We start from the raw sequence: 24,876 nt of genomic DNA on the forward strand, positions 1-24,876 counted from the left end.
GCGCGCGTTGCCAAAGGCGGGGGCCGCCACGGGCGTCACGCGGCGCCGCGCCTGGCGATCGCCGCGGCACCGAGCAGGCCGGCGTGCGCATGCGTGACCGCCAGGCTGGGCACCCGGCCCATGGTCGGCGAAAACCGGCCCTTGTTCTCGAAGCGCTGGCGGAAGCCCGAGTGGCGCAGCGCCTCGAGCATGCGGGGCACGAGGCCCCCGGTGAGAAACACGCCGTCCCAGGCGCCGAGCGTGAGCACCAGATCCCCAGCGATCGCACCGAAGACCGCGCAGAACACGTCCACCGCCCGGGCGCAGCGCGGATCGCCCGCGGCCGCGCCGGCGGTGACGTCGGCCGGCTGCATCGGGCCCGGATCGACGCCCGCGATCTCGCTCAACGCCCGATGGATGTTGACCAGGCCGGGACCGCAGATCAGGCGTTCGTTGGACACCCGTCCGAACTGCCGCGACAGCACGTCGAGGATCCGGATCTCCTCCGGCGTGCCCGGCGGAAAACTGACGTGGCCGCCTTCGGTCTCGAGCGGGTAGTGGCGGCCGTCGCGCACCATCAGCGCCCCGACGCCCAGCCCGGTGCCCGGGCCGATCACCGCGTAGGTACACGGTCCATCGGGATTGCCGCCGAGTGCCCACGCCGCCGGGCCGATGGCGCTGTAGTCGCCCGGCTGGAGCAACGGGATGGCCATCGCCTGCGCGGCGAAGTCATTCACAAGGGTGACCTCGTTCAGGCCCAGCTGGGTGCGAGTGCGCGCGCGCGAAATCACCCAGGGATGATTGGTGATGCGCGCCTCGTCGCCGTCCACCCGTCCGGCCACCGCGAACACGGCGTGGCGGATGTCGTGGGCCTCGTCGTGGCCGGTGACCTGAAGATAGTGCTGCGCCGCATCGCCCAGCGAGGGAAACGCGGCCACCGCGAAACCCTGCACGGTGTCGAGCAGCAACGGATTGGCGCTGCGGGTATCCGCCAGCGCGAAGCGCGCGTTGGTGCCGCCGATGTCGGCCAGCAGCGCCAGTGCGCCCGTCCGGCTCATGGCTTGCGCCCGCCGTGGGTGGTCAGGGTGCGCGGCAGGAACGGCTGCGCCTCGAGGGGGCCCCAGCTGCCTGCGGGGTAGTCGCGCACCGGCGTGCCGGCCTCGCGCCACGCGGCGCTGACGCTGTCGATCCAGCGCCAGGCGGCTTCCACCTCGTCGTCGCGCACGAACAGGGTCTGGTCGCCCTTGAGCGCGTCGATCATCAGCCGCTCGTAGGCGATGCGGCGCTTGGGCGGCTGCATCGCCAGGTCCAGGGACATCGGCTGGAGCTCGTTGGCGCTCCATTCCGATGCGGCCAGGCTGCCCATCAGCCCGAGCTCGATGGTCTCCTCGGGTTGCAGGCGCACGCGGAGCTGGTTGGCGCGGGCGCGCTTGCGCTCGTCGGGCCCGAACAGCCAGTGCGTCACCGGCTTGAACGTCACCACCACCTCGCTCGTCCGCGACGGCATGCGCTTGCCGGTCACCAGCCGGAACGGCACGCCGGCCCAGCGCCAGTTGTCGATCCAGGCGCGCAGGCCGACGAAGGTCTCGACGTCGTCGCGGTGGCTGAAGCCCTTCACCGCCTGGCCGTCGACGACGCCGTCGCGGTAGCGGCCGCGCACGCTGTCGGCCGCCGCGGCGGACGGCGTCATCGGACGCAATGCGCGCAACACCTTGCGCTTCTCGTCGCGGATGCTGTCGGTATCCATCGCCGCCGGTGGTTCCATCGCGATCAGCGCCAGAAGCTGGAGCATGTGGTTCTGCACCATGTCGCGCAGCGCGCCGTAATCGGCGTAATAGCCTTCGCGGCCGTCGACCCCGGCGGTCTCGGCCACGATGATGTCGACCGATTCGATCCAGCGCCGCTCCCAGACCGCCTCGAACAGCGTATTGCCCAGCCGCAGCGCCAGCAGGTTCTGCACCGGTGCCTTGCCGAGGTAGTGGTCGATGCGGAAGATCTGCGACTCGTCGAGCGTGGATTTCAGCGTGGCGTCGATCGCCTGCGCACTGGCCAGGTCATGGCCGAGCGGCTTCTCCAGGACCAGGCGCGAGGGCGGTGCCAGCAGGCCCGCGGCTTCGAGCCCGCGACATGCCGAGGCGAACAGGTTCGGCGGCGTGGACAGGTAGCTCACCGCCGGCCGGTCGGCGAAGCGCGACAGCGCAGCGGCCATCGCATCGGCGTCCGAGAGGTCCGCCGGCACGTATTGCGTGCGCCGGAACAGCTCGTCCAGCGCGGCCGCTTCGTAGTCGTCGCCGAGCCGTTCGCGCAGCCAGGCCTGGAACGCGGCGTCGTCGTGCTCGCTGCGCGCGATCGCGACGATCCTGAAATCCTCGGGAAGCAGGCGGTCGCGCAGCAGGTGCAGCAGCGAAGGGAACAGGTAGCGTTGCGCCAGATCACCGGTGGCGCCGAACAACAGCAGGGAGTTGTGCATGGACGCCGGGTTCGCCTTCGGTTCAGATGGGGATCGCGGAGTGTGTCGTGCGACGGAACCCGACTGCAATGCCTGGTCCCGGTGCGTCGCAGGCACGCATACGTATTCGCCGCACCGCGCAGCTCCATACGGCACCGTGCGCGCAGCGGGTCCGTCGCGTCGCGACAGCGCCGCGTCGCACTTGTCGGAGCGACCTGAAAACGCTTACATGCGAGAATAGCCGATCGCTCGCGTTTCCGTCATCGTGACGGCGGCGCCGGCCCGGCACACGCGAGGATCGGGAGCAGGCATGGCCAAGGTGCGGTTCGATGGAGTGCGCAAGGTCTATCCCAACGGCCACGTGGGCGTCGCCGGTGCGAGCTTCGAGGTGGCCGATGGCGAACTGCTGGTGCTGGTGGGGCCGTCGGGCTGCGGCAAGTCGACCCTGCTGCGCATGGTGGCCGGACTGGAGGCGATCAGCGACGGCACCCTGGCGATCGGCGAGCGCGTGGTCAACGACGTGGCGCCCAAGGACCGCGACATCGCGATGGTGTTCCAGAGTTACGCGCTCTATCCGCACATGAGCGTGCGCGAGAATCTCGCCTTCGGCCTCAAGCTGCGTGGCCAGCCGCGCGCCACCGTGGATGCGCGCGTGACGGAGGCCGCCGCGATGCTCGAACTCGAGGCCGTGCTCGACCGCAAGCCGGGCCAGTTGTCCGGCGGGCAGCGGCAGCGGGTGGCGCTGGGGCGGGCACTGGTGCGCCAGCCGCAGGTCTTCCTGCTCGACGAGCCTCTGTCCAACCTCGATGCCAAGCTGCGCGCCGGCATGCGCGTGGAGATCGCCCGGCTGCACCGCCAGCTGGGCACCACGATGATCTACGTCACCCACGACCAGATCGAGGCGATGACCCTCGGCCAGCGCATCGTGGTGTTGCGCGATGGCGAGATCCAGCAGATCGACGCACCGATGGCGCTGTACGAGCGGCCGGCGAACCTGTTCGTGGCCACCTTCCTCGGAAGCCCGTCGATGAACGTGCTGCGCGGTGATCTGGTCCGCCACGGACGGCTCTGGCAGTTCGAGACCAGCGACGACCTCCGGCTGCGTTTCGGCGAGGCCGGCCTCCCCGACGCCTGGGACGGCCGCACGGTGGATATCGGCATCCGCCCCGAACACCTGGTTCCGGTCGGGACTGCCGAGGCCACACTGGCGCCGGTGGTCGAGGTGGTCGAGCCGGTCGGCAGCGAGGTGTTCGTCAATCTGCGCCTCGGACCGCACGCGCTGGTCGCGCGGCTGCCGCCCGACCGTGTGCCTGTGGTCGGTGAGACGCTGGGGCTGTTCGTGCCTGCCGGGCAGGTGCACGTGTTCGACGCGACCACCGGCGAGCGCCTGCTGCGCTAGGCCGGGGCTGCCGGGCCACGGCCGGTCCATCGCCTCGCTATACTGGCCGCTTGCGCCCGCCGAGGGGCCGGACTTCCAGTGGAATCAATCGCTTGGGAGTTGCCCGGCCCGGGCGCGGACCGTTTCACCGCCGCTCCACGACCGGCGCCGATGTCGGCGCCAGAGGCCCAAGACGCACGCATGCGCCTGTCCACGATCAAGCTCGCCGGTTTCAAATCCTTCGTCGATCCGACCACCCTGCACCTGCCGACCAACATGACCGGCGTGGTGGGGCCGAACGGCTGCGGCAAGTCGAACATCATCGACGCGGTGCGCTGGGTGATGGGCGAATCCTCGGCCAGCCGGCTGCGCGGCGATTCGCTGACCGACGTGATCTTCGCCGGTTCCACCGCGCGCAAGCCGGTGTCGCAGGCGATGGTCGAGCTGATCTTCGACAACAGCGACCACACCATCCAGGGCGAATACGCCGCGTTCAACGAGATCTCGGTCAAGCGCACGGTCAGCCGCGACGGGCAGAGCGGCTATTACCTCAACGGCACCAAGTGCCGGCGCCGCGACATCACCGACCTGTTCCTGGGCACCGGCCTCGGTCCGCGCAGCTACTCGATCATCGAGCAGGGCATGATCAGCCAGGTCATCGACGCCAAGCCCGAGGAGCTGCGGGTCTATCTCGAGGAAGCCGCCGGTATCTCCAAGTACAAGGAGCGCCGCAAGGAAACCGAGACCCGCATCCGCCACACCCGCGAGAACCTCGATCGCCTCGGCGACCTGCGCGAGGAAGTCGGCAAGCAGCTGCAGCATCTCGCGCGTCAGGCCAAACAGGCCGAGCAGTACACCGCGATCCAGACCGAGCGGAAGATCCGTGATGCCGAGTGGCGCGCTCTGGAATGGCGCACGCTGGACGCGCGCCTGCAGGCGCTGCGCGAAGGCCTGGCGCAGGAGGAGACCAAGCTCGAGCAGATCATTGCCGAGCAGCGCGAGGCCGAGCGCGAACTCGAGACCGGACGCGAGCGGCGCCACGACGCAGCGGAAGCCCTGAACCGCGCCCAGGCCGAGAGTTACGAGGTCAGCGGCGCCCTGGCGCGGATCGAGCAGCAGATCCAGCACCAGCGCGAACTGTCCTCGCGCCTGCTCAAGGCCCGTGACGAGGCCCAGGCCCAGCTCAGCGAGATCGGCGCCCATATCGACCAGGACCAGCAACGCCTGGATGCCCTGCACGCGAGCATCGCCGACGCCGAGCCGCGTCTGTCCCAGCTGCAGGACGACGACGCCGTGCGCCAGGACGCGCTGCGCGACGCCGAAACCGCGCTCGCGGACTGGCAGGCCCGCTGGGAAGCGCACAACCGCGATCAGGGCGAGGCCGCACGGGCCGGGGACGTCGAGCGCACGCGGGTCGATTATCTCGACCGGCAGGCGCTGGAAGCCGAGCGGCGCCGCGAGCAGCTGCAGTCCGAGCGCGCGAGCCTGGACATCGAGGCGCTCGCCGAGGCGCTCGCCGACATCCGGCTGCGCCACGAGGACCAGACGCTCTCCGTCGAGGCTTTGGGGGAGACGCTGGAGATCCGCAGGGCGGCGGCCCTCGAACTCGAGGACGCGCAGCGGCGGGCCCAGGAGGCGATCTCCGGCGTGCGCAAGCGGGCGCAGGAATCCCGCGGCCGGCTCGCCTCGTTGGAGACCCTGCAGCACGCCGCGCTCGGGCAGGAGCAGGGCGCTGCGGTGGAATGGCTGCGCCGGCGCGGTCTCGACTCGGCGGCGCGTGTGGGTGAGCGCCTGCGCGTGGAGGCCGGTTGGGAGTTCGCGGTGGAGAGCGCGCTCGGCCAGCTGATCGAGGGCGTGCTGGTCGGCGATGGCGCGGTACCGGCGGATCTGGTCGACGCGCTTTCGGATCTCGGCGAGAGCCGGCTGGCGCTCGTGGCGGGCGCGGACGGCGCCGAGACATTCGCGCCCACCTCGCTCGCCGCGCTGGTCCAGGGGCCACTGGCGATCCGCCGCCTGCTCGCGCGGCTGCACGTGGCCGACACCCTGGCCGATGCGCGCGCGCTGCAGGGCACGCTCGACGAGGGCGATTCGGTCATCACCCGCACCGGCGAGCGGCTCGGTGCCGGCTGGGTGCGGGTGTCGCGCTCGGGCGCGGCCAAGCAGGGGGCACTGCTGCGCGAGCGCGAGATCCAGGCGCTGCGCGCCCAGATCGACACCCTGCAGGACGAGGAACACACGCTGGAGGCGCAGATCGCGGACGGCCGCGATCGTCTGCTCGCCGCCGAGCAGGCGCGCGAGGAAGCGCAGCGGGCCGTGCATCTCGCGCATCGCGCGGTGTCGGAGCTGGCCGGGCAGGTCCAGAGCCACCAAGGACGGGTCGAAGCCGCGCGAACGCGGATCGAGCGGATCGATGGCGAGCTCGCGCAGCTGGCCGAAACCCTGGACGCGGCCACCCGGCAGGCCCGCGAGGCACGGACGCGGCTGGAGGACACGGTCGATCGCATGGGCGAGTTCGAGTCCGCGCGCGTCGCGCTGGAGCAGGCGCGACGGCAGCTGGGCGAAGCCCGGGACCAGGCCCGCGCCGCGGCACGCGAATCGCGTGATACCGCGCATGCGCTGGCGCTCACCCTCGAATCGCAGCGTGCCCAGGTCGCGTCGCTGACCCAGGCTCTTGCGCGCATGGGTGGGCAGCGCGGCCAGCTCGACAGCCGGCTGGACGAGCTTTCGGCGCAGCTCGCCGGCGGCGATTCACCGGTCGAGGCGCTGGAACAGCAGCGCCAGGTCGCACTGGACGAGCGGGTGCGCACCGAGCGCGCGCTGGCCGAGGCCCGCTCGACGCTCGAAGGCATCGACAACGAACTGCGGACCTTCGAGCAGGTGCGCCAGCAGCGCGACGCCCAGGCCCTCACCCAGCGCGAGGCCATCGGCCAGCGTCGGCTCGACCAGCAGGCCCTGGTCATCGCGGCCGACCAGCTCGCCGCCTCGGTGGTCGAGGCCGGCTTCGTGGTCGAGGACGTACTCAACGGCCTCGACGATTCGGCCAATGCGAAAGAGTGGGAAAAGATCGTCACCGACTTCGATGCGCGCCTGCGCCGGCTGGAGCCGGTGAATCTCGCCGCGATCGCGGAACACGCCGAAGCCGCGCAGCGCAAGGAGTATCTGGACGCCCAGGACGCCGACCTCACCTCCGCCCTGGAGACGCTCGAGGAGGCCATCCGCAAGATCGACCGCGAGACCCGGGGCCGCTTCAAGGACACCTTCGACAAGGTCAACGCCGGCGTACAGGCGCTGTACCCGCGCCTGTTCGGCGGCGGGCATGCCTATCTCGAGCTGACCGGCGACGATCTGCTCGACACCGGCGTGGCGATCATGGCGCGCCCGCCGGGCAAGCGCGTGTCCAACATCTCGCTGCTCTCGGGCGGCGAGAAGGCGATGACCGCGGTCGCGCTGGTGTTCTCGATCTTCCAGCTCAATCCGGCGCCGTTCTGCCTGCTCGACGAAGTGGACGCGCCACTCGACGAGGCCAATGTCGGTCGCTTCACCGCGATGGTGCGCGAGATGAGCGAGCAGGTGCAGTTCCTGTTCGTCAGCCACAACAAGGCGACGATGGAAGCCGCATCCCAGCTCAGCGGCGTTACCATGCGCGAGCCGGGCGTCAGTCGCCTGGTGTCGGTGGATCTCGCCGAAGCCGCGCGTCTGGCCGGCGCCGCCTAGGGCCTGTCATGATGTCGCGCGCCATGCGAGCGGCATCGGTCGACGCCCCCGGCGGCAGGGTGGCGTGTCCTGTGCCTGCGACGCTGCCGTCCGCTGCCCGGATGGCTCATGAACCAACTGACAGGCCCTGAGGAGAACCCCGCGAATGTCTGACGAGTGGATGCTGCGGATCGGAATCATCGTCGCCGGCGCGCTGCTGATGGCCGCGATCTGGTATTTCGGCACGCGTCCGCGCGGCGGGCAGGGGCGGCGCGTGGTCAGCGACGACGATGCGCGCGTGGAACCCACGCTCGGCGCCCAGCTCGAGCGCGACCTCGGCGAGGCCGGCGTGCCGCGCGAGGCGGGCGAGGGGGACACCGTGCAGGCGGAGATGGATCTGCTCGACCAGACCGTCGGCTCCGTGTCGCCCAACAGTGAGCTCGGCAAGCGCAACTCGGACGACTTCGACAAGATCGTCACCCTGTACATCGCCGCGCGCGCCGGCAATGTTCTGCGCGGCCCGGATATCGTGGTCGCCGCCGAGAAGACCGGGCTGACCTACGGCCATATGAACGTGTTCCACCGCCTCGTCGACGGCCATCCCGAGCGGGGGCCGATCTTCAGCGTGGCCAACATCCGCAGCCCCGGCAGCTTCGAGATGGCCGAGATCCAGTCGCTCGAAACCCCGGCGATCGCGTTCTTCCTGACCCTGCCCGCACCGGTGCGGGCGCTCGATGCCTGGGACGCGATGCTGCCGACCGCCGAGCGTATGGCCGAACTGCTCAACGGCGTGCTGCTGGACGAACAGCGCAACGCGCTCGGCCGCCAGCGGGTCGCGGGGCTGCGCGACGAACTGCGCAGCTGGGACCGCGAGCACGACGTGCCACCGGTGACGCGCAGCCCGCGCTGGTGAGTCCCGGCCGGTGGCGATCCTCGGCATCAGCCACCTGACGTTCCTGGTGCGCGATCTCGAGCGCACCGCGCGCCTGCTCGTCGAAGGGCTCGGCGCCCGCGAGGTCTACGACAGCGGTGACCGGCCGTACTCGCTGTCACGCGAGAAGTTCTTCGAGCTCGGCGGCGTGTGGATCGCGACGATGGAGGGCGAGCCGCCCGCCGAGCGCAGTTACCGCCATGTCGCGTTCCAGGTGGCCGCCGGCGATCTGCCCGGCTACCGCAGGCGGCTCGAGAGCCTCGGTGTCGACATCCGCCCGCCGAGGCCGCGGATCGAAGGCGAGGGCCAGTCGCTGTACTTCCACGATTTCGACAACCACCTGTTCGAACTGCACACCGGCACGCTGGCATCGCGGCTCGCCGCCTACGCCTCGACCCCGTAGGCGCGCATCCGTACGCCCGCTTGCAGGCGCGCGCTCGCGCGCGATCGGCTCCAGGTGATGCCCCATCGCGCGCGAGCGCGCTGTTACAGAGATTGTGCAAGGCGGCAGATTCCTCTGCCATGCCGCATCCCGGCCGCGCAGGCGAGGGAAAAGGCGGGCATCGGGGATCGTCCCCTGCACCGCGACCGGCAGGCGCGTGTCCGCGACCCGCCGTGTAGGAGCGCCTTCGCGCGCGATCGGGCGCTCGAGGCAAACGTCCCATTGCGCGCCAGCGTGCTCTTGCGGGAGCTGCGTACAGCTCGGCGGACACCGCGTCCGCCACGCCCCGGCGCGCTCCTGCAACGGCAGCCCGGCCTACAATTCCCCCATGCCGACTCCATCTCCCGCCGAGCGCGTCGCCGAGTTGCGTGCGCTGATCGAAGACGCCAATCACCGCTATTACGTGCTCGACGATCCGTCGATCCCGGACGCGGACTACGATGCACTGCTGCGCGAACTCGAGGCGCTGGAAACAGCGCATCCCGAGCTCGCCAGCGACGATTCGCCGACCCGCACCGTCGGCACGCGGCCGGCCGGCGGCTTCCCCGAAGTCACCCACGCGATTCCGATGCTGTCGCTGGCCAACGCCTTCGAGAGCGCCGGCGTCGCCGACGATGCGGACGACCGCACGCGCTATGCCGAGGTCGCCGATTTCGAACGCCGCATCGAGCAAAAGCTCGATATCGACGCGCCGGTGTTCTCGGTCGAGCCCAAGCTCGACGGCCTGGCGATCAGCCTGCGCTACGAGGACGGCGTGTTCGTGCAGGGCGCCACCCGCGGCGACGGCGCGACCGGTGAGAACGTCACCGCGAACCTGCGCCAGGTGCGCGCGGTGCCGTTGAAGCTGCGCGACACCAGCACGCCGCCGCCAGCGGTGCTGGAGGTGCGCGGCGAGATCTACATGCCGCGCAAGGCCTTCGAGGCCTGGAACGCGAAAGCGCTCGAGAACAACGAGAAGCTGCTGGCCAATCCGCGCAACGGCGCGGCCGGTTCGCTGCGCCAGCTCGACCCCGCGATGACGCGCCGCCGGCCGCTCGCGTTCTTCGCGTATTCGATCGGCGAGGTCCGCGGGCTCGAACTGCCGGAAACGCATTCCGAGACCCTGGCAATGCTGCGCGAGTTCGGGTTTCCCGTCGCGCCCGAAGCCGATACCGCGACCGGCTTCGAGGGCCTGATCGCCTATTTCCGGCGCATCGGCGCGGCCCGCGACACGCTGCCTTACGACATCGACGGCGTGGTCTACAAGCTCGACGACTTCGATCAGCAGGCGACGATGGGCTTCGTCTCGCGCGCGCCGCGCTGGGCACTGGCGCACAAGTTCCCGGCGCAGGAGCAGTCGACGGTATTGCGCGCGATCGAGGTGCAGGTCGGCCGCACCGGGGCAATCACGCCGGTCGCGCGGCTGGAGCCGGTGCAGGTCGCGGGCGTCACGGTCACCAACGCCACGCTGCACAACGAGGACCAGATCCGCCGCCTCGACGTGCGCGAAGGCGACACGGTGATCGTGCGCCGCGCGGGCGACGTGATTCCGGAGATCGTGCGCGTGATCGAGGACAGGCGCCCTGCGGGCACCGTCGAATGGACGATGCCGGCCACGTGTCCGGTCTGCGGTTCGGAGCTGGTGCGCGAGGAGGGCGCGTCGGCCTGGCGCTGCACCGGTGGCCTCACGTGCCCGGCGCAGCGCAAGGAAGCCGTGCGGCACTTCGCGTCGCGGCGCGCGATGGACATCGAGGGCCTCGGCGACAAGCAGGCCGAGGCGCTGGTCGAGTTCGGTTTCGTGCATTCGCCCGCCGATCTGTTCGCGCTGACGGTCGAGGACCTGGTGCGCATGAAGACCGCGCTCGATGCCGCGACGGCGGCGGATTTCGCGCAGGCGATCGCCGACAGCAAGGGTGCCCTCGCGCTCGATGCGGAGGGCGAACGGGTGCTGGCACAGGAGTCGCCGGTATGGAAGGACGCTGCATTCCTGCGTGCGCATCTGAAGGTCGAGACCGGCGGCAAGCTCGCGACGAAATGGGCCGAGAATCTCGTCACCGGTATTGCCGCGAGCCGCAGCACCACGCTGCCGCGGTTCCTGTTCGCGCTCGGCATTCCGCATCTGGGTGAGACCACGGCCAAGTCGCTCGCACAGTGGCTGGGCACGCTCGACTTCGTGCGCACGACGCCGGCCGTGCTGCTGCAGGCGCTGCCGGACATCGGCGGCGAAGTCGCGCGTTCGATCGCGACGTTCTTCGAACAGCCTGGCAACGTCGAGGTCGTCGACGCGTTGCTGGCAGCGGGCATCACCTTCACCGACGAGAGCGCGCCGTCGGCCGCGCTGCGCGAGCGTCTCGGGCTCGCCCACCTGCTGTCGACGCTGCCGGTCGACAAGTTTGGTGGCAAGAGCGCCGAGCGGCTGGCGGAGACCTACGGCACGCTCGATGCACTGCTGCGGGCGAATGCGAGCGGCTGGACCGGCGCCGGCCTGTCGAGCGCAGGCGCGGACAATCTCTCGGCCTTTCTCGCCGATGCGGACGCGCTGGCCGCACTGCGCGCGAACGACGCTGCGATGCGCCGCCTGCTCGATGCGGCACCCGCGAACGTCGTGAAGGCGACCGGTCCGCTCGACGGCAAGACGGTCGTGCTGACCGGCAGCCTGGAGGCGATGACCCGTGACGAGGCGGGCGAACGACTCGAAGCGCTGGGCGCGAAGATCGCCGGCAGCGTGTCGAAGAAGACGTCGCTGGTCGTCGCCGGTGAAGCCGCGGGCTCGAAGCTGACGAAGGCGCAGGAACTCGGTATCGAGATCTGGGACGAGGCGGCATTGCTCGCATTCCTCGCGTCGCAGGCGTGAGTTCTTCGATGCTGCCCTCCGCGAGTTTCGACACCCTGCGCCTGCGCGCGCGCCTCAATACCGCGCTGCGCGGCTTCTTCGCAGCACGCGGCGTGCCTGAAGTCGAGACACCGATGCTGTCGCGCGCCGGCAACACCGACCCGAACGTCGCCAGCTTCGAAACCGGGTTCAGCGGCCACGTCTCCGCCGGGCCGCGCACGCGTTGGCTGCGCACCTCGCCCGAGTTCCCGCTCAAGCGCCTGCTCGCCGCCGGCTTCCGCGACTGCTACGAACTCGGGCGTGTGTTCCGCGACGGCGAATCCGGCGGCCGTCACAATCCCGAGTTCACGATGCTCGAGTGGTACCGCGTCGGCTGGGACCAGTTCCAGCTCGCCGACGAAACCGTCGCGCTGGTGCAGGGTGCACTCGCGCTGGTGGACCGGCGTGCCGACGTGGTGCAGACGACGTATCGCACCCTGTATCTCGACGCGCTGGGTCTCGATCCGATGACGGCCGCCGATGCCGAACTGCAGGCGGCGCTCGGCGACGTGCAGATCGACGCGGAAGGTCTGACCCGGGACGACTGGCTGGACCTGCTGATGACGCATCGCATCCAGCCGGCGAATCCCGCCGACCGGATCCTCGTCGTCCACGATTACCCGGCCTCGCAATGCATGCTCGCGCGCATCGCCGAGCGCGACGGCGTACAAGTGGCCGAGCGTTTCGAGCTGTATCTCGGGGCGCTGGAACTCGCCAACGGGTATCACGAGCTCGCGGACGGCGCGGAGCAACGCGCGCGTTTCGAGCGGGATCATGCGGTGCGTGCGTCGCGCGATGATGGGTTGCCGGCGATCGACGAGGCCTTGCTGGCGGCCCTGGATTCCGGATTCCCGGATTGCGCGGGTGTGGCGTTGGGGGTCGATCGCCTGATGATGGCGATGCTCGGCACGGGGCGCATCGCCGATGTGATCGCGTTCGATTTTGCGCGGGCTTAGGCGCGCGCGGGACTGCGTCTAGCGTCGGGGAATCGAGTGTCGTCATCCCGGGGATTCAACAGACGCACGCCTGCTGCGTGGGGCATCCGCTCGATACTGATCTTGCTTTTCGGTTTCCGCTTCGGCTTCGGCACTGGCCCTGGCTTTCGCTCTGGCTTTCAGTTTTTGACTTGAATCGAGCCGTAGAGCGAGCCGAGCATCGCAGGGCGGCGGGGTCGAAGAGCAGCCCATGTTGGAGCGCAGCGAGTTTGGGCTGCGGAACCGTGAAGGTCCCAATGTGCCCCGTCGCCCGAGAAGCGCAGGGGACCGCCGCGGCTGTATCGCGGCGGATCGCGTCCGGCGAAGACGGTTTTGCTTACTTTTGCCAAGACAAAAGTAAGCCGCGCGACAGCGCGGGAGCCCTGTCTTTGATCTTCGCTCCCGCGTTTGATCCATTGTTTTTTGTAAGGAAGATCAGAGTCGCAAAGCGACAAGCAAAGAGGCTTGAGCAAGTGCAAGGCTTTCGCCCGCTGCGCGTGCGAGTCCCTTTTGGAGGGACCCAAAAGGAACCAAAAGGTCCCTTCGCCGGACGCGAGCCGATGCGATGAAGCCGCATCGGTCCCCTGTGCTCCTCGCCTGACGTGGCACGCAGCCCAAACTCGCTGCGCTCAAACATGGGCTGCTCTTCGGCCACGCCAGGCTCCGGTGCTCGGCTCGCTCTACGGCTCGATTCAGATCAAGAGCTGGAAGCCAAAGCCAAAGCCAAAGCGAAAACGGGAGCTGGAGCTGGAGCCGAATCTGAGACCAGAACAAGATCAAGATGGATTCTCGCCTGACCAGACGTACGTCTGTTGAAAGCCGCGGGAATGACGGATTCTGCAAGCTGGCCGTAAGCCTCTTCGACGAGCGCGCGCCCAGCGGCGTTAGGTGCAGGAGGCCACACCAATCCCAACAACAGCAATCCAACATCCCCGATCTACAATGCGCCCATGACCACATCCCCCTTCGACTTCGACCGCTACGACCACATCCGCCCGATCCTGTGGACCGGCGACACGCTCGAACTGCTGGACCAGCGCAAGTTGCCGTTCGTCGTCGAGCACGTGTCCTGCACCACCAGCGACGAGGTCGCGCAGGCGATCCACGCCTTGACCGTGCGCGGCGCGCCGGCGATCGGCATCGCCGCAGCCTGGGGCGCCGTGCTCGGCGCGCGCGACATCGAGGCTGATGATGGCGAGGCGGCGCTGATGAAGCTCGAACCCGCATTGCAGCGGCTCAATGCCGCGCGGCCGACGGCGGTGAATCTCGCCTGGGCGCTCGCGCGCATGCGGCGCGTGCTGGCGACATCGGGTCCCGACTGGCGCGAGGTGCTGGCGCGCGAGGCGCAGGCGATCGCGGAAGAGGACCTGGCCGCGAACCGGCACATGGGTGCGCTCGGCGCCGAACTGATCGCGCCGGGCAGCGGCGTGCTGACCCATTGCAATACCGGCTCGCTGGCGACGGCCGGTTTCGGCACCGCGCTCGGGGTGATCCGCGCCGGCATGGCGCAGGGGCGCATCGGCAAGGTGTTTGCCGGCGAAACCCGACCGTGGCTGCAGGGCGCGCGCCTGACGGTGTGGGAGCTGCAGCAGGACGGGATCGACGCGACACTGATCGCGGACTCGGCGGCCTCGCATCTGATGAAGGGTGGCCTGGTGCACTGGGTTGTCGTCGGCGCCGACCGGATTTGCGCCAATGGCGATACCGCCAACAAGATCGGCACCTACCAGCTCGCGATCGCCGCACGCCACCACGGCGTCAAGGTCATGGTCGTGGCGCCGTCGTCGACCGTGGACATGGACACCGCGTCCGGCGATTTCATCGAGATCGAGCAGCGTGATCCGGGCGAGCTGTTCGGCGTGGGCGGCCACCGCACCGTCGCGGACGGGATCCAGGCCTGGAATCCGGTCTTCGACGTCACGCCCGGCAGCCTGATCGATGCGATCGTCACCGAGCGCGGGGTGGTCCTTGAGCCCACTGCGGAGTCGATGCGCGCCGTGTTGGGTTGAGCGCCCTCCCGCTGGAGCACGTCACGACCGGACCTGGCCGCGGGGTGCTGTGGCCACGGCCGGCGTGGACCGCTCGGAGCGCGTCCGCCGTGCGTGCCGCGCCGGGATTCGATGCGTCGGCGGCCGCACGCGACGTGACATCGCAGGGGCCGCGTCCGTGCGGCGCGCCGCGCACCGCGCACCGGGCTGGCACCGGCGCTCATACCGCATGGAACGCGAACGGGCTGCAGTGCGAGCGACCCGAGCGGTGCCCCCTTTCTTCGGCTGCGCAGATTCGAGGATTCGCGTCGGTTCGAGGCCAAACAGCTGCGTCGATGCCGGCCGCGTCCGCCGCCGGTGTGACCGCAGGCGGCTGACGCACATCGGGCTGTCGCGGAATCGAAACCCGGTTCGATCGGCGTGCCGCGAAGACGCATGCCCCGGAGACGCGGACGGTCGGGGTTGCGCGCGCGGGATGCATCGCGTGCCACCCATCTCCAGGCCGCTCTGGAAGCCAACGGCCTTCCGCGGAGCCCGAACATTGTGCCGATCATCGCAAACGCACCCAGCCGGAAAGTGCAAGTGCTTGTTTTTCAATTGGAAACCCTGGGCCTGACTGGGCGTTTGTGCTAAGATTTCCTGTCGTTTTGATCGCGTCGCCGGTGGCCGGTACGCGCAGCGCTGGCGGATGTCGCCGGCGCGGGAAAACCGGGCCGCGCAGACAGGATGCAAGCTCACTCGATGGTCGATTCCGCGAAAGAAATCATCCCCGTCAATCTCGAGGACGAGATGCGCCGGAGCTACCTCGATTACGCCATGAGCGTGATCGTGGGCCGCGCGCTCCCCGATGTCCGCGACGGCCTCAAGCCCGTCCACCGCCGCGTGTTGTTCGCGATGCACGAGCTCGGTGCGCACAGCAACAAGCCGTACTTCAAGTCGGCGCGTATCGTCGGTGACGTCATCGGCAAGTACCACCCGCACGGCGACCAGTCGGTCTACGACACGCTGGTCCGCATGGCCCAGCCGTTCTCGCTGCGCTACCTGCTGGTGGATGGACAGGGCAACTTCGGCTCGGTCGACGGCGACAGCGCTGCGGCGATGCGTTACACCGAGGCGCGCATGTCGCGGCTCACCCACGAGCTGATGGCCGACATCGACAAGGAAACGGTCGATTTCCAGCCCAACTACGACGAGAAGGAACTCGAACCGTCGGTGATGCCGACGCGCTTTCCGAACCTTCTGGTCAACGGTTCGGCCGGTATCGCGGTCGGCATGGCGACCAACATCCCACCGCACAACCTGGGCGAGGTGGTCGATGCGCTGGTCGCGCTGATCGACAACCCCGACATCGACATCGATGGCCTGATGGACTACATCCCGGGTCCCGATTTCCCGACCGCCGGCATCATCAACGGTGTCGGGGGCATCCATATCGCGTATCGCACGGGGCGTGGCCGGGTGCGCATGCGCGCGCGCGCCGATGTCGAAGTGGCCGACAACGGCCGCGAGTCGATCATCGTCACCGAGATCCCCTACCAGGTGAACAAAGCGCGGTTGATCGAGAAGATCGCCGAGCTGGTGAAGGAGAAGAAGCTCGAGGGCATCAGCGAGCTGCGCGACGAGTCCGACAAGGACGGCATGCGCATCTTCATCGAGATCAAGCGCGGTGAGTCGGCCGAGGTGGTGCTCAACAACCTCTACTCGCAGACGCAGATGGAGTCGGTGTTCGGCATCAACATGGTGGCCCTGGTCGATGGCCGGCCGCAGTTGCTGAACCTCAAGCAGATCCTCGAAGCCTTCGTCCGCCACCGCCGCGAGGTGGTGACCCGGCGGACGATCTTCGAACTGCGCAAGGCGCGTGCGCGTGCGCACATCCTCGAAGGCCTGACGGTCGCGCTCGCCAACATCGACGAGATGATCGAGCTGATCAAGACGTCCGAAAACCCGCAGGTCGCCAAGGAGCGCATGCTCGCCCGGCGCTGGGATGCGGGTCTGGTCGGCGCGCTGCTCGGCGCCGCCGGGTCGGAAGCCTCGCGGCCCGAGGATCTGCCCCCGGGCGTGGGCCTGGGCGAGGGCGGCTACCAGCTCACCGAGGTCCAGGCGCAGCAGATCCTCGAGATGCGCCTGCACCGCCTGACCGGGCTGGAGCAGGACCGCCTCACCGAGGAATACAAGCAGCTGCTGGACACGATCCGCGGCCTGATCGAGATCCTCGAGGATCCGGACGTGCTGCTGGAGGTGATCCGCACCGAGCTGCGCAACGTCAAGGAGGAGTTCGGCGACGCGCGCCGCAGCGAGATCCGCGCCAGCGAGGAGGATCTGGACATCCTCGACCTGATCGCGCCGGAAGACGTGGTCGTGACGCTGTCGCATTCCGGTTATGCCAAGCGCCAGCCGGTCAGCGCCTACCGGGCGCAGAAGCGCGGCGGCCGCGGTCGCAATGCGGCGTCGACGAAGGACGAGGATTTCATCGAGCAGCTGTGGCTGGTCAACACCCACGATACGTTGTTGACCTTCACCAGCGCGGGCCGGGTGTTCTGGCTGCCGGTGCACCAGCTGCCCGATGCCGGCCCGAACGCGCGCGGTCGGCCGATCATCAACTGGATCCCGCTCGAGGCCGACGAGAAGGTCCAGGCCGTCGTGCCGGTACGCGAGTACGAAGAGGGCCGCTACGTGTTCTTCGCCACGCGGTCGGGCACGGTCAAGAAGACCCCGCTCACCGAATTCGCCTACCGCCTTGCACGCGGCAAGATCGCGATCCGTCTGGATGCCGGCGACGCGCTGGTCGGCGTGGCCCTGACCGACGGTGCGCGCGACGTGCTGCTGTTCGCATCGAACGGCAAGACCGTGCGCTTCGCCGAGGACCGGGTGCGTTCGATGGGTCGTACCGCGGGCGGCGTCCGTGGCATCCGCCTCGCGTCCGGGGAGCAGGTGGTGAGCCTGATCGTGGCCGACAGCGCCGGCACGGTGCTCGAGGACGATGCGGTCGACGACGTGGCCGGCGAGGTGATCGAGGCGGGCGACGAGACGCCGGTGATCGAGACCGGCGCAGGCGCCGACATCGCCTACATCCTCACCGCCACCGAGAACGGCTACGGCAAGCGTACGCCGCTGTCGGATTATCCGTGCAAGGGCCGCGGTACCCAGGGCGTGATCGGCATCCAGACCACCGAGCGCAACGGTCGCCTGGTCGGTGCGGTGCTGCTGCGCAACCACGACGAGGTGTTGCTGATCTCCAACGGCGGCACCCTCGTGCGCACGCGCGCATCCGAGATCGCGCGGGTCGGCCGCAATACCCAGGGTGTGACTCTGATGCGCCTGTCCAAGGACGAGCGCCTGCAGGGGATCGAACGTGTCGACGGCGCCATCGTCGACGAGGTGATCGACGATCCGATGCTGCCGCCGCCCGACGCGGTGGCGTCGCCGGACGCGCCCGCTCCCGAGGCCTGATCCGCGCGGCCGGCCGGCGTCCGGTCCGCGCGGCTGGTGCCGCCCGTTGCCTCGTGTACGCCTGCGGCCCCGCGCCGCAGGCGTGCGCCTTCCTGACGCCGCCGTGTCTTCGGCGAGCCGGTAGAATCGAACCATGCCTCTGATAACCCTCAATGACGTCGATTACGGCGTCGGTGGCCCGCTGCTGCTGCAGTCGGTCGCGATGACGATCGAGCGCGGCGAGCGCGTCGCCCTGATCGGCCGGAACGGGGCCGGCAAGTCCACGCTGATGCGTCTGATCGCCGGAGAGCTCAAGCCCGACGATGGCGAGATCCGCTTCGAGCAGGGCGTACGCATCGCGCGCCTGGAGCAGGAGGTGCCGGCGGGCGCGGGCGGCAGCGTGTTCGACGTCGTGGCCGAAGGGCTGGGCGAGGCCGGCGCGGCGTTGGCCGAATATCACCACCTGCTGCAGGCCGGCGACTACGACGCGCTGGCCGATGTGCAGGCCCGGGTGGAAGCGCTGGACGGCTGGCGCATCGAGCAGCGCGTGACCGAGGTGCTCGAGCGCCTCCAGCTCGACGGCGACGCGGTGTTCTCGTCGCTGTCGGGCGGCATGAAGCGCCGCGTGCTGCTGGCACGCGCGGTGGTCTCGGCGCCGGACATCCTGCTGCTGGACGAGCCCACCAACCATCTCGACATCGCCGCGATCGACTGGCTCGAGGGCTTCCTCAAGCAGTGGGCCGGCGCGATCGTGTTCGTCACCCACGACCGGCGCTTCCTGCGTGCGCTGGCGACGCGGATCGTCGAGATCGACCGCGGCCAGCTCACCAGCTGGCCCGGCGACTGGGCCAACTACGTGCGCCGCCGCGAGGAGCGGCTGAATGCCGAGGCCCAGGAGCAGGCGCGGTTCGACAAGATGCTGGCCCAGGAGGAAGCCTGGATCCGCCAGGGCATCAAGGCCCGTCGGACGCGCGACGAAGGGCGGGTGCGCAGGCTCGAGGCGATGCGGCTGGAACGTGCGGCCCGCCGTGACCTGACCGGGAACGTCCGCATGGCCGCCGCGCAGGCGAACGCGTCGGGCAAGAAGGTGGTCGAATTGAAGGACGTCTCGTTCGGCTTCGGCGAGCGGAGGCTGATCGACAACTTCTCCACCACGATCTTCCGCGGCGACCGCATCGGCCTGATCGGCGCCAACGGCACCGGCAAGACCACGCTGCTCAAACTGCTGCTCGGCGAACTCGCGCCCCAGCGCGGCGAGGTACGCAGTGGCACCCAGCTGCAGATCGCCTACTTCGACCAGTACCGCGCCACCCTGCGCGAGGACTGGAATGCGCTGGAGAACGTGGCCGAAGGCCAGGATTTCGTCGAGATCAACGGCGCGCGCAAGCACGTGATCGGCTATCTGCAGGATTTCCTGTTCACGCCCGAGCGCGCGCGCGCGCCGATCACCCGGCTCTCGGGCGGCGAGCGGAACCGCCTGCTGCTCGCCAAACTGTTCGCCCAGCCGTCGAATCTGCTGGTGATGGACGAACCCACCAACGATCTGGATGTGGAGACGCTGGAACTGCTGGAAGAGCTGCTGGCCGACTACCCCGGCACGCTGCTGCTGGTCAGCCACGACCGGGACTTTCTCGACAACGTCGTGACCTCGACCCTGGTGATGGAGGGCGATGGCCACGTCGGCGAGTACATCGGTGGTTACCAGGACTGGTTGCGCCAGCGGCCCGCGCCGGGCGTGGCGGGCACGACCGCGGCGGCCGCGCCTTCCCCCGCACCCGTGGCACCTGCGATCCCCGCGCCGGTCGCCGAGCCGACCGCGCCCAGACGCAAGCTCAGCTACAAGGACCAGCGCGAACTGGACCAGTTGCCGGCCCTGATCGAATCGCTGGAAACCCGCGTCGCGGAGATGACCGCCGAAATGAACGACGCGGCGTTCTACCAGCGCGACGCGGCGGCCATCACCGCCCACGGCGCCGCGCTGCAGAAGGCGCAGGAGGCATTGAATGCCGCCTACCTGCGCTGGACCGAGCTCGACGCCTGATGGCGGGCGGCGTCTTTCCGCGCCGGCATGCGGGCCGGCAACCGGGACGCGCCGTCCGGGCTGCGCTCGGGCTGGCGTGCGCGCTGCTGCCGGGCCTCGCGGGTGCGGTCGACGGGGTCGACGTCCAGCGACGGTGTTACGTCGGCGGCCCGGCGACGGCCCCGATCCGGCTCGAGCTGACCTGGCTCCGTGACTCCGCGTTCCACGGCGGCTATGCACGTTACGCACGCGGCAGCGGCGCGATCCCCCTGGTCCTGCTCGCCAGCGACGAGATCGAGACGTATCCCGGTCGCCCGTCGACCTTCCGCAGCACCTGGCTCGAGATCGTGGACGCCGTGCCCGGTGGCCGCTACGTCCTGGAGACCCAGGGTGCGCGCACCTACGGTCTGGAGTACATCGCGACCGACGGCCGCCGGGTCGGCTTCGTCGAGGACCTCGACGCGCTGAGCGACGCGGACGCCCGGTGCCGCTGGCCGTGAGCGCCGGCCTGCCGACCCTGGCCGCGCACCGCGCGCGTCGTGGCGCGGGCGCCGCTGCGACATGCTGATCACACGGCCACTGCCTGCCGATCTCGACCTGCTGGCGTTGCATCGCGCGGCGCCGCAGCGCTATCCCATGCTGCTCGAGTCTGTGGCGCACGGCCCCGCGCACGCGCGGTGGGATCTCCTGCTGGCAGCCGACGGTGCGCGGTTGACGCTGGGCGCGGACGGGGTGACCCGTGATGCGCAGGGCGGGGCGGTGGACGGTGGATTCCTCGACGCGCTGGATGCCGCGTGGCAGGCCGTCCGCGTCGAGCGCTGCGCGTCGCGCTGGCCGTTCCGCGGGGGCTGGGCGCTGTTTCTCGGCTACGAGCTGGCGCGTCAGGTGGAGCCGGTGCTGGCGTTGCCCGATGCGCCCGGCGGCCTGCCGGTGGCGGTGGCGCGCCGGTGTCCTGCGGCGATCCTGCGCGACCACGGCAGCGGCGAATGCGTGGCCGTGGCGGAAGAGGCCCATGCCGCGCTGCTCGATGCGCTGCTCGCCGATGTCGCCGCAGGCGGGCGCGGCGCCCTCCCTGCATGGGCTGCGCCTTCGCGCCTCGACGAGGATGCCGACCTGCGCTTCCTGGACGGGACGCATCGCGTTCTCGAGTACCTGGCCGCCGGCGACGTGTTCCAAGCCAACCTGTCGCGGGGATGGCGTGCCCGCTTCGAGGCGCCGCTCGATCCCGCCGCCCTCTACGCGCGCCTGCGCCAGCACAATCCGGCGCCGTTTGCCGGCCTCTTCGCCGGCGATGGCTGGGCGGTGGCCAGCGCGTCGCCCGAGCGACTGGTCGCGGTGTGTGGCGATGTCGTCGAAACCCGGCCCATCGCCGGCACGCGCGCGCGATTCGACGGCGACGACGACGCGGTGCGCATCGGCGAGCTGGTCGGCCATCCCAAGGAGCGCGCCGAACACGTGATGCTGGTGGACCTGGAGCGCAACGATCTCGGGCGGGTCTGCTTGCCGGGGTCGGTGGAGGTAGACGAACTGATGGGTGTGGAGAGCTACGCGCACGTGCATCACATCGTCAGCAATGTCCGGGGCCGGCTGCGCGCCGATGCCACCCCCGGCGAGATCGTCGCCGCGGTGTTTCCCGGCGGCACGATCACCGGCTGCCCGAAGGTGCGGTGCATGCAGATCATCGCCGAGCTGGAAGGGCAGGGCCGTGGCGCCTACACCGGCGCGATGGGCTGGCTCAACCGCGACGGCGACCTCGATCTCAATATCCTGATCCGCAGTGCCGAGATCGAGGGCCGCGAGGTGCGCTTCCGGACCGGCGCGGGCATCGTGGCCGACTCCGATCCGCAGCGCGAACTGGACGAAACCCGGGCCAAGGCCCGCGGCACGCTGCGCGCGCTGGGCCTTTCCGGGTGAGGCGCGGTGATGACGCACGCGGCGCCTGCCGTTCGCGACGCTCCCGGGCCGCCACGGTATCCTGCGGACCCTGTTCCGATCCCGACGGCTGCTGCCGCCCATGACCGAACCCCTGAAACGCCGTGGCCGTGCGATCGGCCTGGTCCTGCTGCTGGCCGCCCTGGCTCTGGCCGGCGCCGCATACCTGCTGTTCGAGCGCTATACCGGTTTCGCCGACGAGCCGCTGACCGGTCTGGAGGCCGGACAGACCTTCGTCGTCGAGCGCGGCGACTCGTTCCAGCGCGTGCTCGGCCGCTTGCGCGAGGCCGGCATCGTCGAGGGACATGCGCTCGAATGGCGCGCACTGGCGCGGCAGCTCGGCGCGGATGCACGCATCCAGGTCGGCGAGTATCCGCTCGATCCCTCGGTGACCCCGCGTGAGCTGCTGGTGCGGATGCGCGACGGGAAGGTGATCAGCCATCGCTTCACGATCGTCGAAGGCTGGAACATCCGCGAGCTGCGCGCGGCGCTCGCGCGCGCCGAGCCGCTGGTGCAGACGATCGCGGACATGGACGACGCTGCGCTGATGGCGGCGCTCGACCGTGAGGGCGTGCATCCGGAGGGCCGCTTTCTGCCCGAGACGTATCTGTACACGCGGGGCGACCGCGACATCGATCTGCTGCGCCGCGCGAACACCGCGCTGGAGACCGCGCTCGACCGCGCCTGGGCATCGCGCGCGGCCGGGCTTGCGCTGGAGGATCGCGAACAGGCCCTGGTCCTGGCGTCCATTATCGAGAAGGAAACCGGCGTGGCCGCCGAGCGGCCGCAGATTTCCGGCGTGTTCAATCGGCGGCTCCAGCTCGGCATGCGCCTGCAGACCGACCCCACCGTGATCTACGGCATGGGCACCGCCTACGACGGCAACATCCGCCGCAGCGACCTGCAGACCGATACCCCCTACAACACCTACACCCGCGACGGCCTGCCGCCGACGCCCATCGCGATGGCCGGCGCGGCCGCGATCGAGGCGGCCACCCACCCGGCCGATGGCGACGCGCTGTACTTCGTGGCCGTCGGCGACGGCAGCGGGCGACACGTGTTCTCGCGCACCTATGCCGAACACAATGTCGCCGTGCGCGAATACGTGCGCCGCTACCGCGCACGGTTCGGCGGCGGCAGTGCAGCGCGTGGTGCGGACGCCGCGGCCGCGGCGGGCGACGACACCGCGCCGCCGAACGAGGTGGAGATCGAGGCCGCCACCGGGAGCGGCGACGAGTGACCCTGCGCACGTATCCGAGGTTCGTCTCGATCGAGGGCGGCGAGGGCGCGGGCAAGACCACGGTGCTGCGCGCGGTGCGCGACGCGCTCGCGCTCGACGGCGACGAGGTCGTGTGCACGCGGGAGCCGGGGGGCACACCGCTGGCCGAGCTGATCCGTGGCCTGCTGCTCGATCCCTCGCACGAGCCGGCCAGCGCCGAGACCGAGCTGCTGCTGATGTTCGCGGCCCGCGCGCAGCACGTCCACGAGACGGTATTGCCGGCCCTGAGCCGCGGTGCCTGGGTGATCAGCGATCGCTTCACCGATTCCAGCTATGCCTACCAGGGCGGCGGTCGGGGGATCGATCCGCAACGCATCGCCGCACTCGACGATGGCTTCGTCGGTATCGAGCCCGTCCTGACCCTGCTGCTCGATGTGGGCGTGGACGAGGGCCGGGCGCGCGCGCGCGGACGCGGTGCCGCGCCCGACCGGATCGAGGCCGAACAGGACGCGTTCTTCGAGCGTGTCCGTGCCGCGTTCCTGCAGCGCGCCTCCGAGCATCCGGCGCGCATCCGCGTCATCGACGCCGCACGACCACCGGCCGAGGTCGCCGCGGATGCGGTACGGGCCGTCTCGACGCTGCGGACGCCGGCATGAGCGCGGGCGCCCCGGCGTTCGCGCCCTGGCAGCAGCGCATGCTGGACCGCACGCGCGAGACCCTCGAGGCGCAGCGCCTCGGTCACGCGCTGCTGTTCTGCGGTCCCGCGCGGCTCGGCAAGCGCACGGTCGCCGAAGCGCTGGCCGCGCACATTCTGGGCGCCGCGGGCGACGCGCGGTCCTCGCAGCTGCTGGCGGCCGGGACCCATCCCGATTTCCATCTGGTCTCGTTCGGGCCGACCCGGGACGGCAGCAAGCTGCGCAGCGAGATCGTCATCGAACAGATCCGCGAGCTGTCGCAGAAGCTGTCGCTGACGCCGCAGTACGGGCGCGCGCAGGTCGCGATCGTCGATCCGGCCGACGCGGTGAACAATGCCGCCTGCAATGCACTGCTCAAGACACTGGAAGAGCCCCAACCGGGCCGGCACCTGTGGCTGGTCGCCGCGAGTCCCGCCCGGCTGCCGGCGACGATCCGCAGCCGCTGCCAGCGCATCGAGTTCCGTCTGCCGCCGCGCGACGAGGCCTTGGCGTGGCTGACGCGGCAGGGTCATCGGGAACGCGATGCGGCCGAGGCACTGGACGCCGCGCACGGACATCCGGGCCTGGCCGCCGACTGGCTCGAATCGGGCGGCATGCAGCTGCGCCGGGAGGTCGAGAAGGATCTCGCTGGAATCGCCCGCAACGAACTCGCCGTCGTGGCCACCGCGCAGCGCTGGGCCGGCGACGACCATGCCGCATTGCGTCTGCGCCACGCCGCGGATCTGGTGCGCGCACGCGCCGCCGGCTTGACCGACCCTGTGGGAATCGCGAAGCTGGCCGAGTGGTTCGATGCGGCCAATCGCACGCGCGATCTGCTGAGAACGACCGTCAGGTCCGACCTTGCGATCGTCGAACTGCTGCTGGCCTGGCGTGCCAGTGCCGCGCGCCACTGACTT

At 69.9% G+C, this 24,876-nt stretch carries 16 protein-coding genes; 14 read left to right on the top strand and 2 right to left on the bottom strand.

The annotated features are described in order from the left end of the window. Nucleotides 1-35: 35 nt before the first annotated feature. Both glk and zwf read right to left on the bottom strand, forming a co-directional pair. A complete protein-coding gene (glk, locus tag H0E82_RS09930; protein WP_180545301.1) occupies nt 36-1,037 on the bottom strand; it encodes a glucokinase in 1,002 nt (333 codons plus the stop codon). Continuing rightward, nucleotides 1,034-2,449, bottom strand: coding sequence for a glucose-6-phosphate dehydrogenase (zwf, locus tag H0E82_RS09935; RefSeq protein WP_180545302.1), 1,416 nt, complete (start codon nt 2,447-2,449; stop codon nt 1,034-1,036). The genes glk and zwf overlap by 4 nt, the downstream gene beginning before the upstream one ends. A 289-nt stretch (nt 2,450-2,738) precedes the next feature. On the opposite strand from zwf, the gene H0E82_RS09940 reads away from it, so the two are divergent. The 14 genes from H0E82_RS09940 to H0E82_RS10005 all read left to right on the top strand — a co-directional run bounded on the left by H0E82_RS09940 (nt 2,739) and on the right by H0E82_RS10005 (nt 24,873). Beyond that, complete coding sequence (locus H0E82_RS09940) at nt 2,739-3,827, top strand: ABC transporter ATP-binding protein (RefSeq protein WP_180545303.1); 1,089 nt, start codon at nt 2,739-2,741, stop codon at nt 3,825-3,827. Between the two features lie 180 nt (nt 3,828-4,007). Beyond that, on the top strand, nt 4,008-7,520 hold the full coding sequence (gene smc, locus H0E82_RS09945; RefSeq protein WP_180545304.1) for a chromosome segregation protein SMC: 3,513 nt from the start codon (nt 4,008-4,010) through the stop codon (nt 7,518-7,520). Nucleotides 7,521-7,665: 145 nt separating this feature from the next. Continuing rightward, nucleotides 7,666-8,412, top strand: coding sequence for a cell division protein ZipA (gene zipA / locus H0E82_RS09950; RefSeq protein ID WP_180545305.1), 747 nt, complete (start codon nt 7,666-7,668; stop codon nt 8,410-8,412). A gap of 16 nt (nt 8,413-8,428) precedes the next feature. Then, nucleotides 8,429-8,833 (top strand): FosX/FosE/FosI family fosfomycin resistance hydrolase, encoded by a 405-nt coding sequence (gene fosX / locus H0E82_RS09955; RefSeq protein ID WP_180545567.1) that lies wholly within the window; start codon nt 8,429-8,431, stop codon nt 8,831-8,833. Between the two features lie 367 nt (nt 8,834-9,200). Next, entirely contained in the window at nt 9,201-11,705 is a 2,505-nt protein-coding gene (gene ligA, locus H0E82_RS09960; protein WP_180545306.1) for an NAD-dependent DNA ligase LigA, read from the top strand. 8 nt (nt 11,706-11,713) lie between these two features. Beyond that, complete coding sequence (epmA, locus tag H0E82_RS09965; RefSeq protein ID WP_180545307.1) at nt 11,714-12,679, top strand: EF-P lysine aminoacylase EpmA; 966 nt, start codon at nt 11,714-11,716, stop codon at nt 12,677-12,679. 968 nt (nt 12,680-13,647) lie between these two features. Then, a complete protein-coding gene (mtnA, locus tag H0E82_RS09970; protein WP_180545308.1) occupies nt 13,648-14,706 on the top strand; it encodes an S-methyl-5-thioribose-1-phosphate isomerase in 1,059 nt (352 codons plus the stop codon). 720 nt (nt 14,707-15,426) lie between these two features. Continuing rightward, nucleotides 15,427-18,135, top strand: coding sequence for a DNA gyrase subunit A (gyrA, locus tag H0E82_RS09975; RefSeq protein ID WP_180545309.1), 2,709 nt, complete (start codon nt 15,427-15,429; stop codon nt 18,133-18,135). A 133-nt stretch (nt 18,136-18,268) separates the two neighbouring features. Continuing rightward, nucleotides 18,269-20,155, top strand: a complete 1,887-nt coding sequence (locus H0E82_RS09980; RefSeq protein ID WP_180545310.1) for an ATP-binding cassette domain-containing protein — start codon at nt 18,269-18,271, stop codon at nt 20,153-20,155. Further along, the gene (locus tag H0E82_RS09985) at nt 20,155-20,634 is read left to right on the top strand and encodes a hypothetical protein (protein WP_180545311.1); all 480 of its coding nucleotides are present in this window, start codon (nt 20,155-20,157) and stop codon (nt 20,632-20,634) included. Before H0E82_RS09980 ends, H0E82_RS09985 begins: the two co-directional genes overlap by 1 nt. Nucleotides 20,635-20,695: 61 nt before the next feature. Then, nucleotides 20,696-22,048, top strand: a complete 1,353-nt coding sequence (locus H0E82_RS09990) for an aminodeoxychorismate synthase component I (RefSeq protein ID WP_180545312.1) — start codon at nt 20,696-20,698, stop codon at nt 22,046-22,048. Nucleotides 22,049-22,148: 100 nt separating this feature from the next. After that, nucleotides 22,149-23,306 (top strand): endolytic transglycosylase MltG, encoded by a 1,158-nt coding sequence (gene mltG, locus H0E82_RS09995; protein WP_180545313.1) that lies wholly within the window; start codon nt 22,149-22,151, stop codon nt 23,304-23,306. Next, nucleotides 23,303-23,941, top strand: a complete 639-nt coding sequence (tmk, locus tag H0E82_RS10000) for a dTMP kinase (RefSeq protein ID WP_180545314.1) — start codon at nt 23,303-23,305, stop codon at nt 23,939-23,941. Before mltG ends, tmk begins: the two co-directional genes overlap by 4 nt. Then, nucleotides 23,938-24,873, top strand: coding sequence for a DNA polymerase III subunit delta' (locus H0E82_RS10005; RefSeq protein ID WP_180545315.1), 936 nt, complete (start codon nt 23,938-23,940; stop codon nt 24,871-24,873). Before tmk ends, H0E82_RS10005 begins: the two co-directional genes overlap by 4 nt. The last annotated feature ends 3 nt before the right edge of the window (nt 24,874-24,876 follow it).

The organism is Luteimonas deserti (assembly GCF_013425765.1).
In the GTDB taxonomy this organism is placed as follows: domain Bacteria; phylum Pseudomonadota; class Gammaproteobacteria; order Xanthomonadales; family Xanthomonadaceae; genus Luteimonas; species Luteimonas deserti.

What these genes read in the sequence shown, in the direction of transcription:
- glk (WP_180545301.1), bottom strand. Translation starts at nt 1,037, where the DNA reads ATGAGCCGGACGGGCGCACTGGCGCTGCTGGCCGACATCGGCGGCACC.
- zwf (WP_180545302.1), bottom strand. Translation starts at nt 2,449, where the DNA reads ATGCACAACTCCCTGCTGTTGTTCGGCGCCACCGGTGATCTGGCGCAA.
- H0E82_RS09940 (WP_180545303.1), top strand. Translation starts at nt 2,739, where the DNA reads ATGGCCAAGGTGCGGTTCGATGGAGTGCGCAAGGTCTATCCCAACGGC.
- smc (WP_180545304.1), top strand. Translation starts at nt 4,008, where the DNA reads ATGCGCCTGTCCACGATCAAGCTCGCCGGTTTCAAATCCTTCGTCGAT.
- zipA (WP_180545305.1), top strand. Translation starts at nt 7,666, where the DNA reads ATGTCTGACGAGTGGATGCTGCGGATCGGAATCATCGTCGCCGGCGCG.
- ligA (WP_180545306.1), top strand. Translation starts at nt 9,201, where the DNA reads ATGCCGACTCCATCTCCCGCCGAGCGCGTCGCCGAGTTGCGTGCGCTG.
- epmA (WP_180545307.1), top strand. Translation starts at nt 11,714, where the DNA reads ATGCTGCCCTCCGCGAGTTTCGACACCCTGCGCCTGCGCGCGCGCCTC.
- mtnA (WP_180545308.1), top strand. Translation starts at nt 13,648, where the DNA reads ATGACCACATCCCCCTTCGACTTCGACCGCTACGACCACATCCGCCCG.
- gyrA (WP_180545309.1), top strand. Translation starts at nt 15,427, where the DNA reads ATGGTCGATTCCGCGAAAGAAATCATCCCCGTCAATCTCGAGGACGAG.
- H0E82_RS09980 (WP_180545310.1), top strand. Translation starts at nt 18,269, where the DNA reads ATGCCTCTGATAACCCTCAATGACGTCGATTACGGCGTCGGTGGCCCG.
- H0E82_RS09985 (WP_180545311.1), top strand. Translation starts at nt 20,155, where the DNA reads ATGGCGGGCGGCGTCTTTCCGCGCCGGCATGCGGGCCGGCAACCGGGA.
- H0E82_RS09990 (WP_180545312.1), top strand. Translation starts at nt 20,696, where the DNA reads ATGCTGATCACACGGCCACTGCCTGCCGATCTCGACCTGCTGGCGTTG.
- mltG (WP_180545313.1), top strand. Translation starts at nt 22,149, where the DNA reads ATGACCGAACCCCTGAAACGCCGTGGCCGTGCGATCGGCCTGGTCCTG.
- H0E82_RS10005 (WP_180545315.1), top strand. Translation starts at nt 23,938, where the DNA reads ATGAGCGCGGGCGCCCCGGCGTTCGCGCCCTGGCAGCAGCGCATGCTG.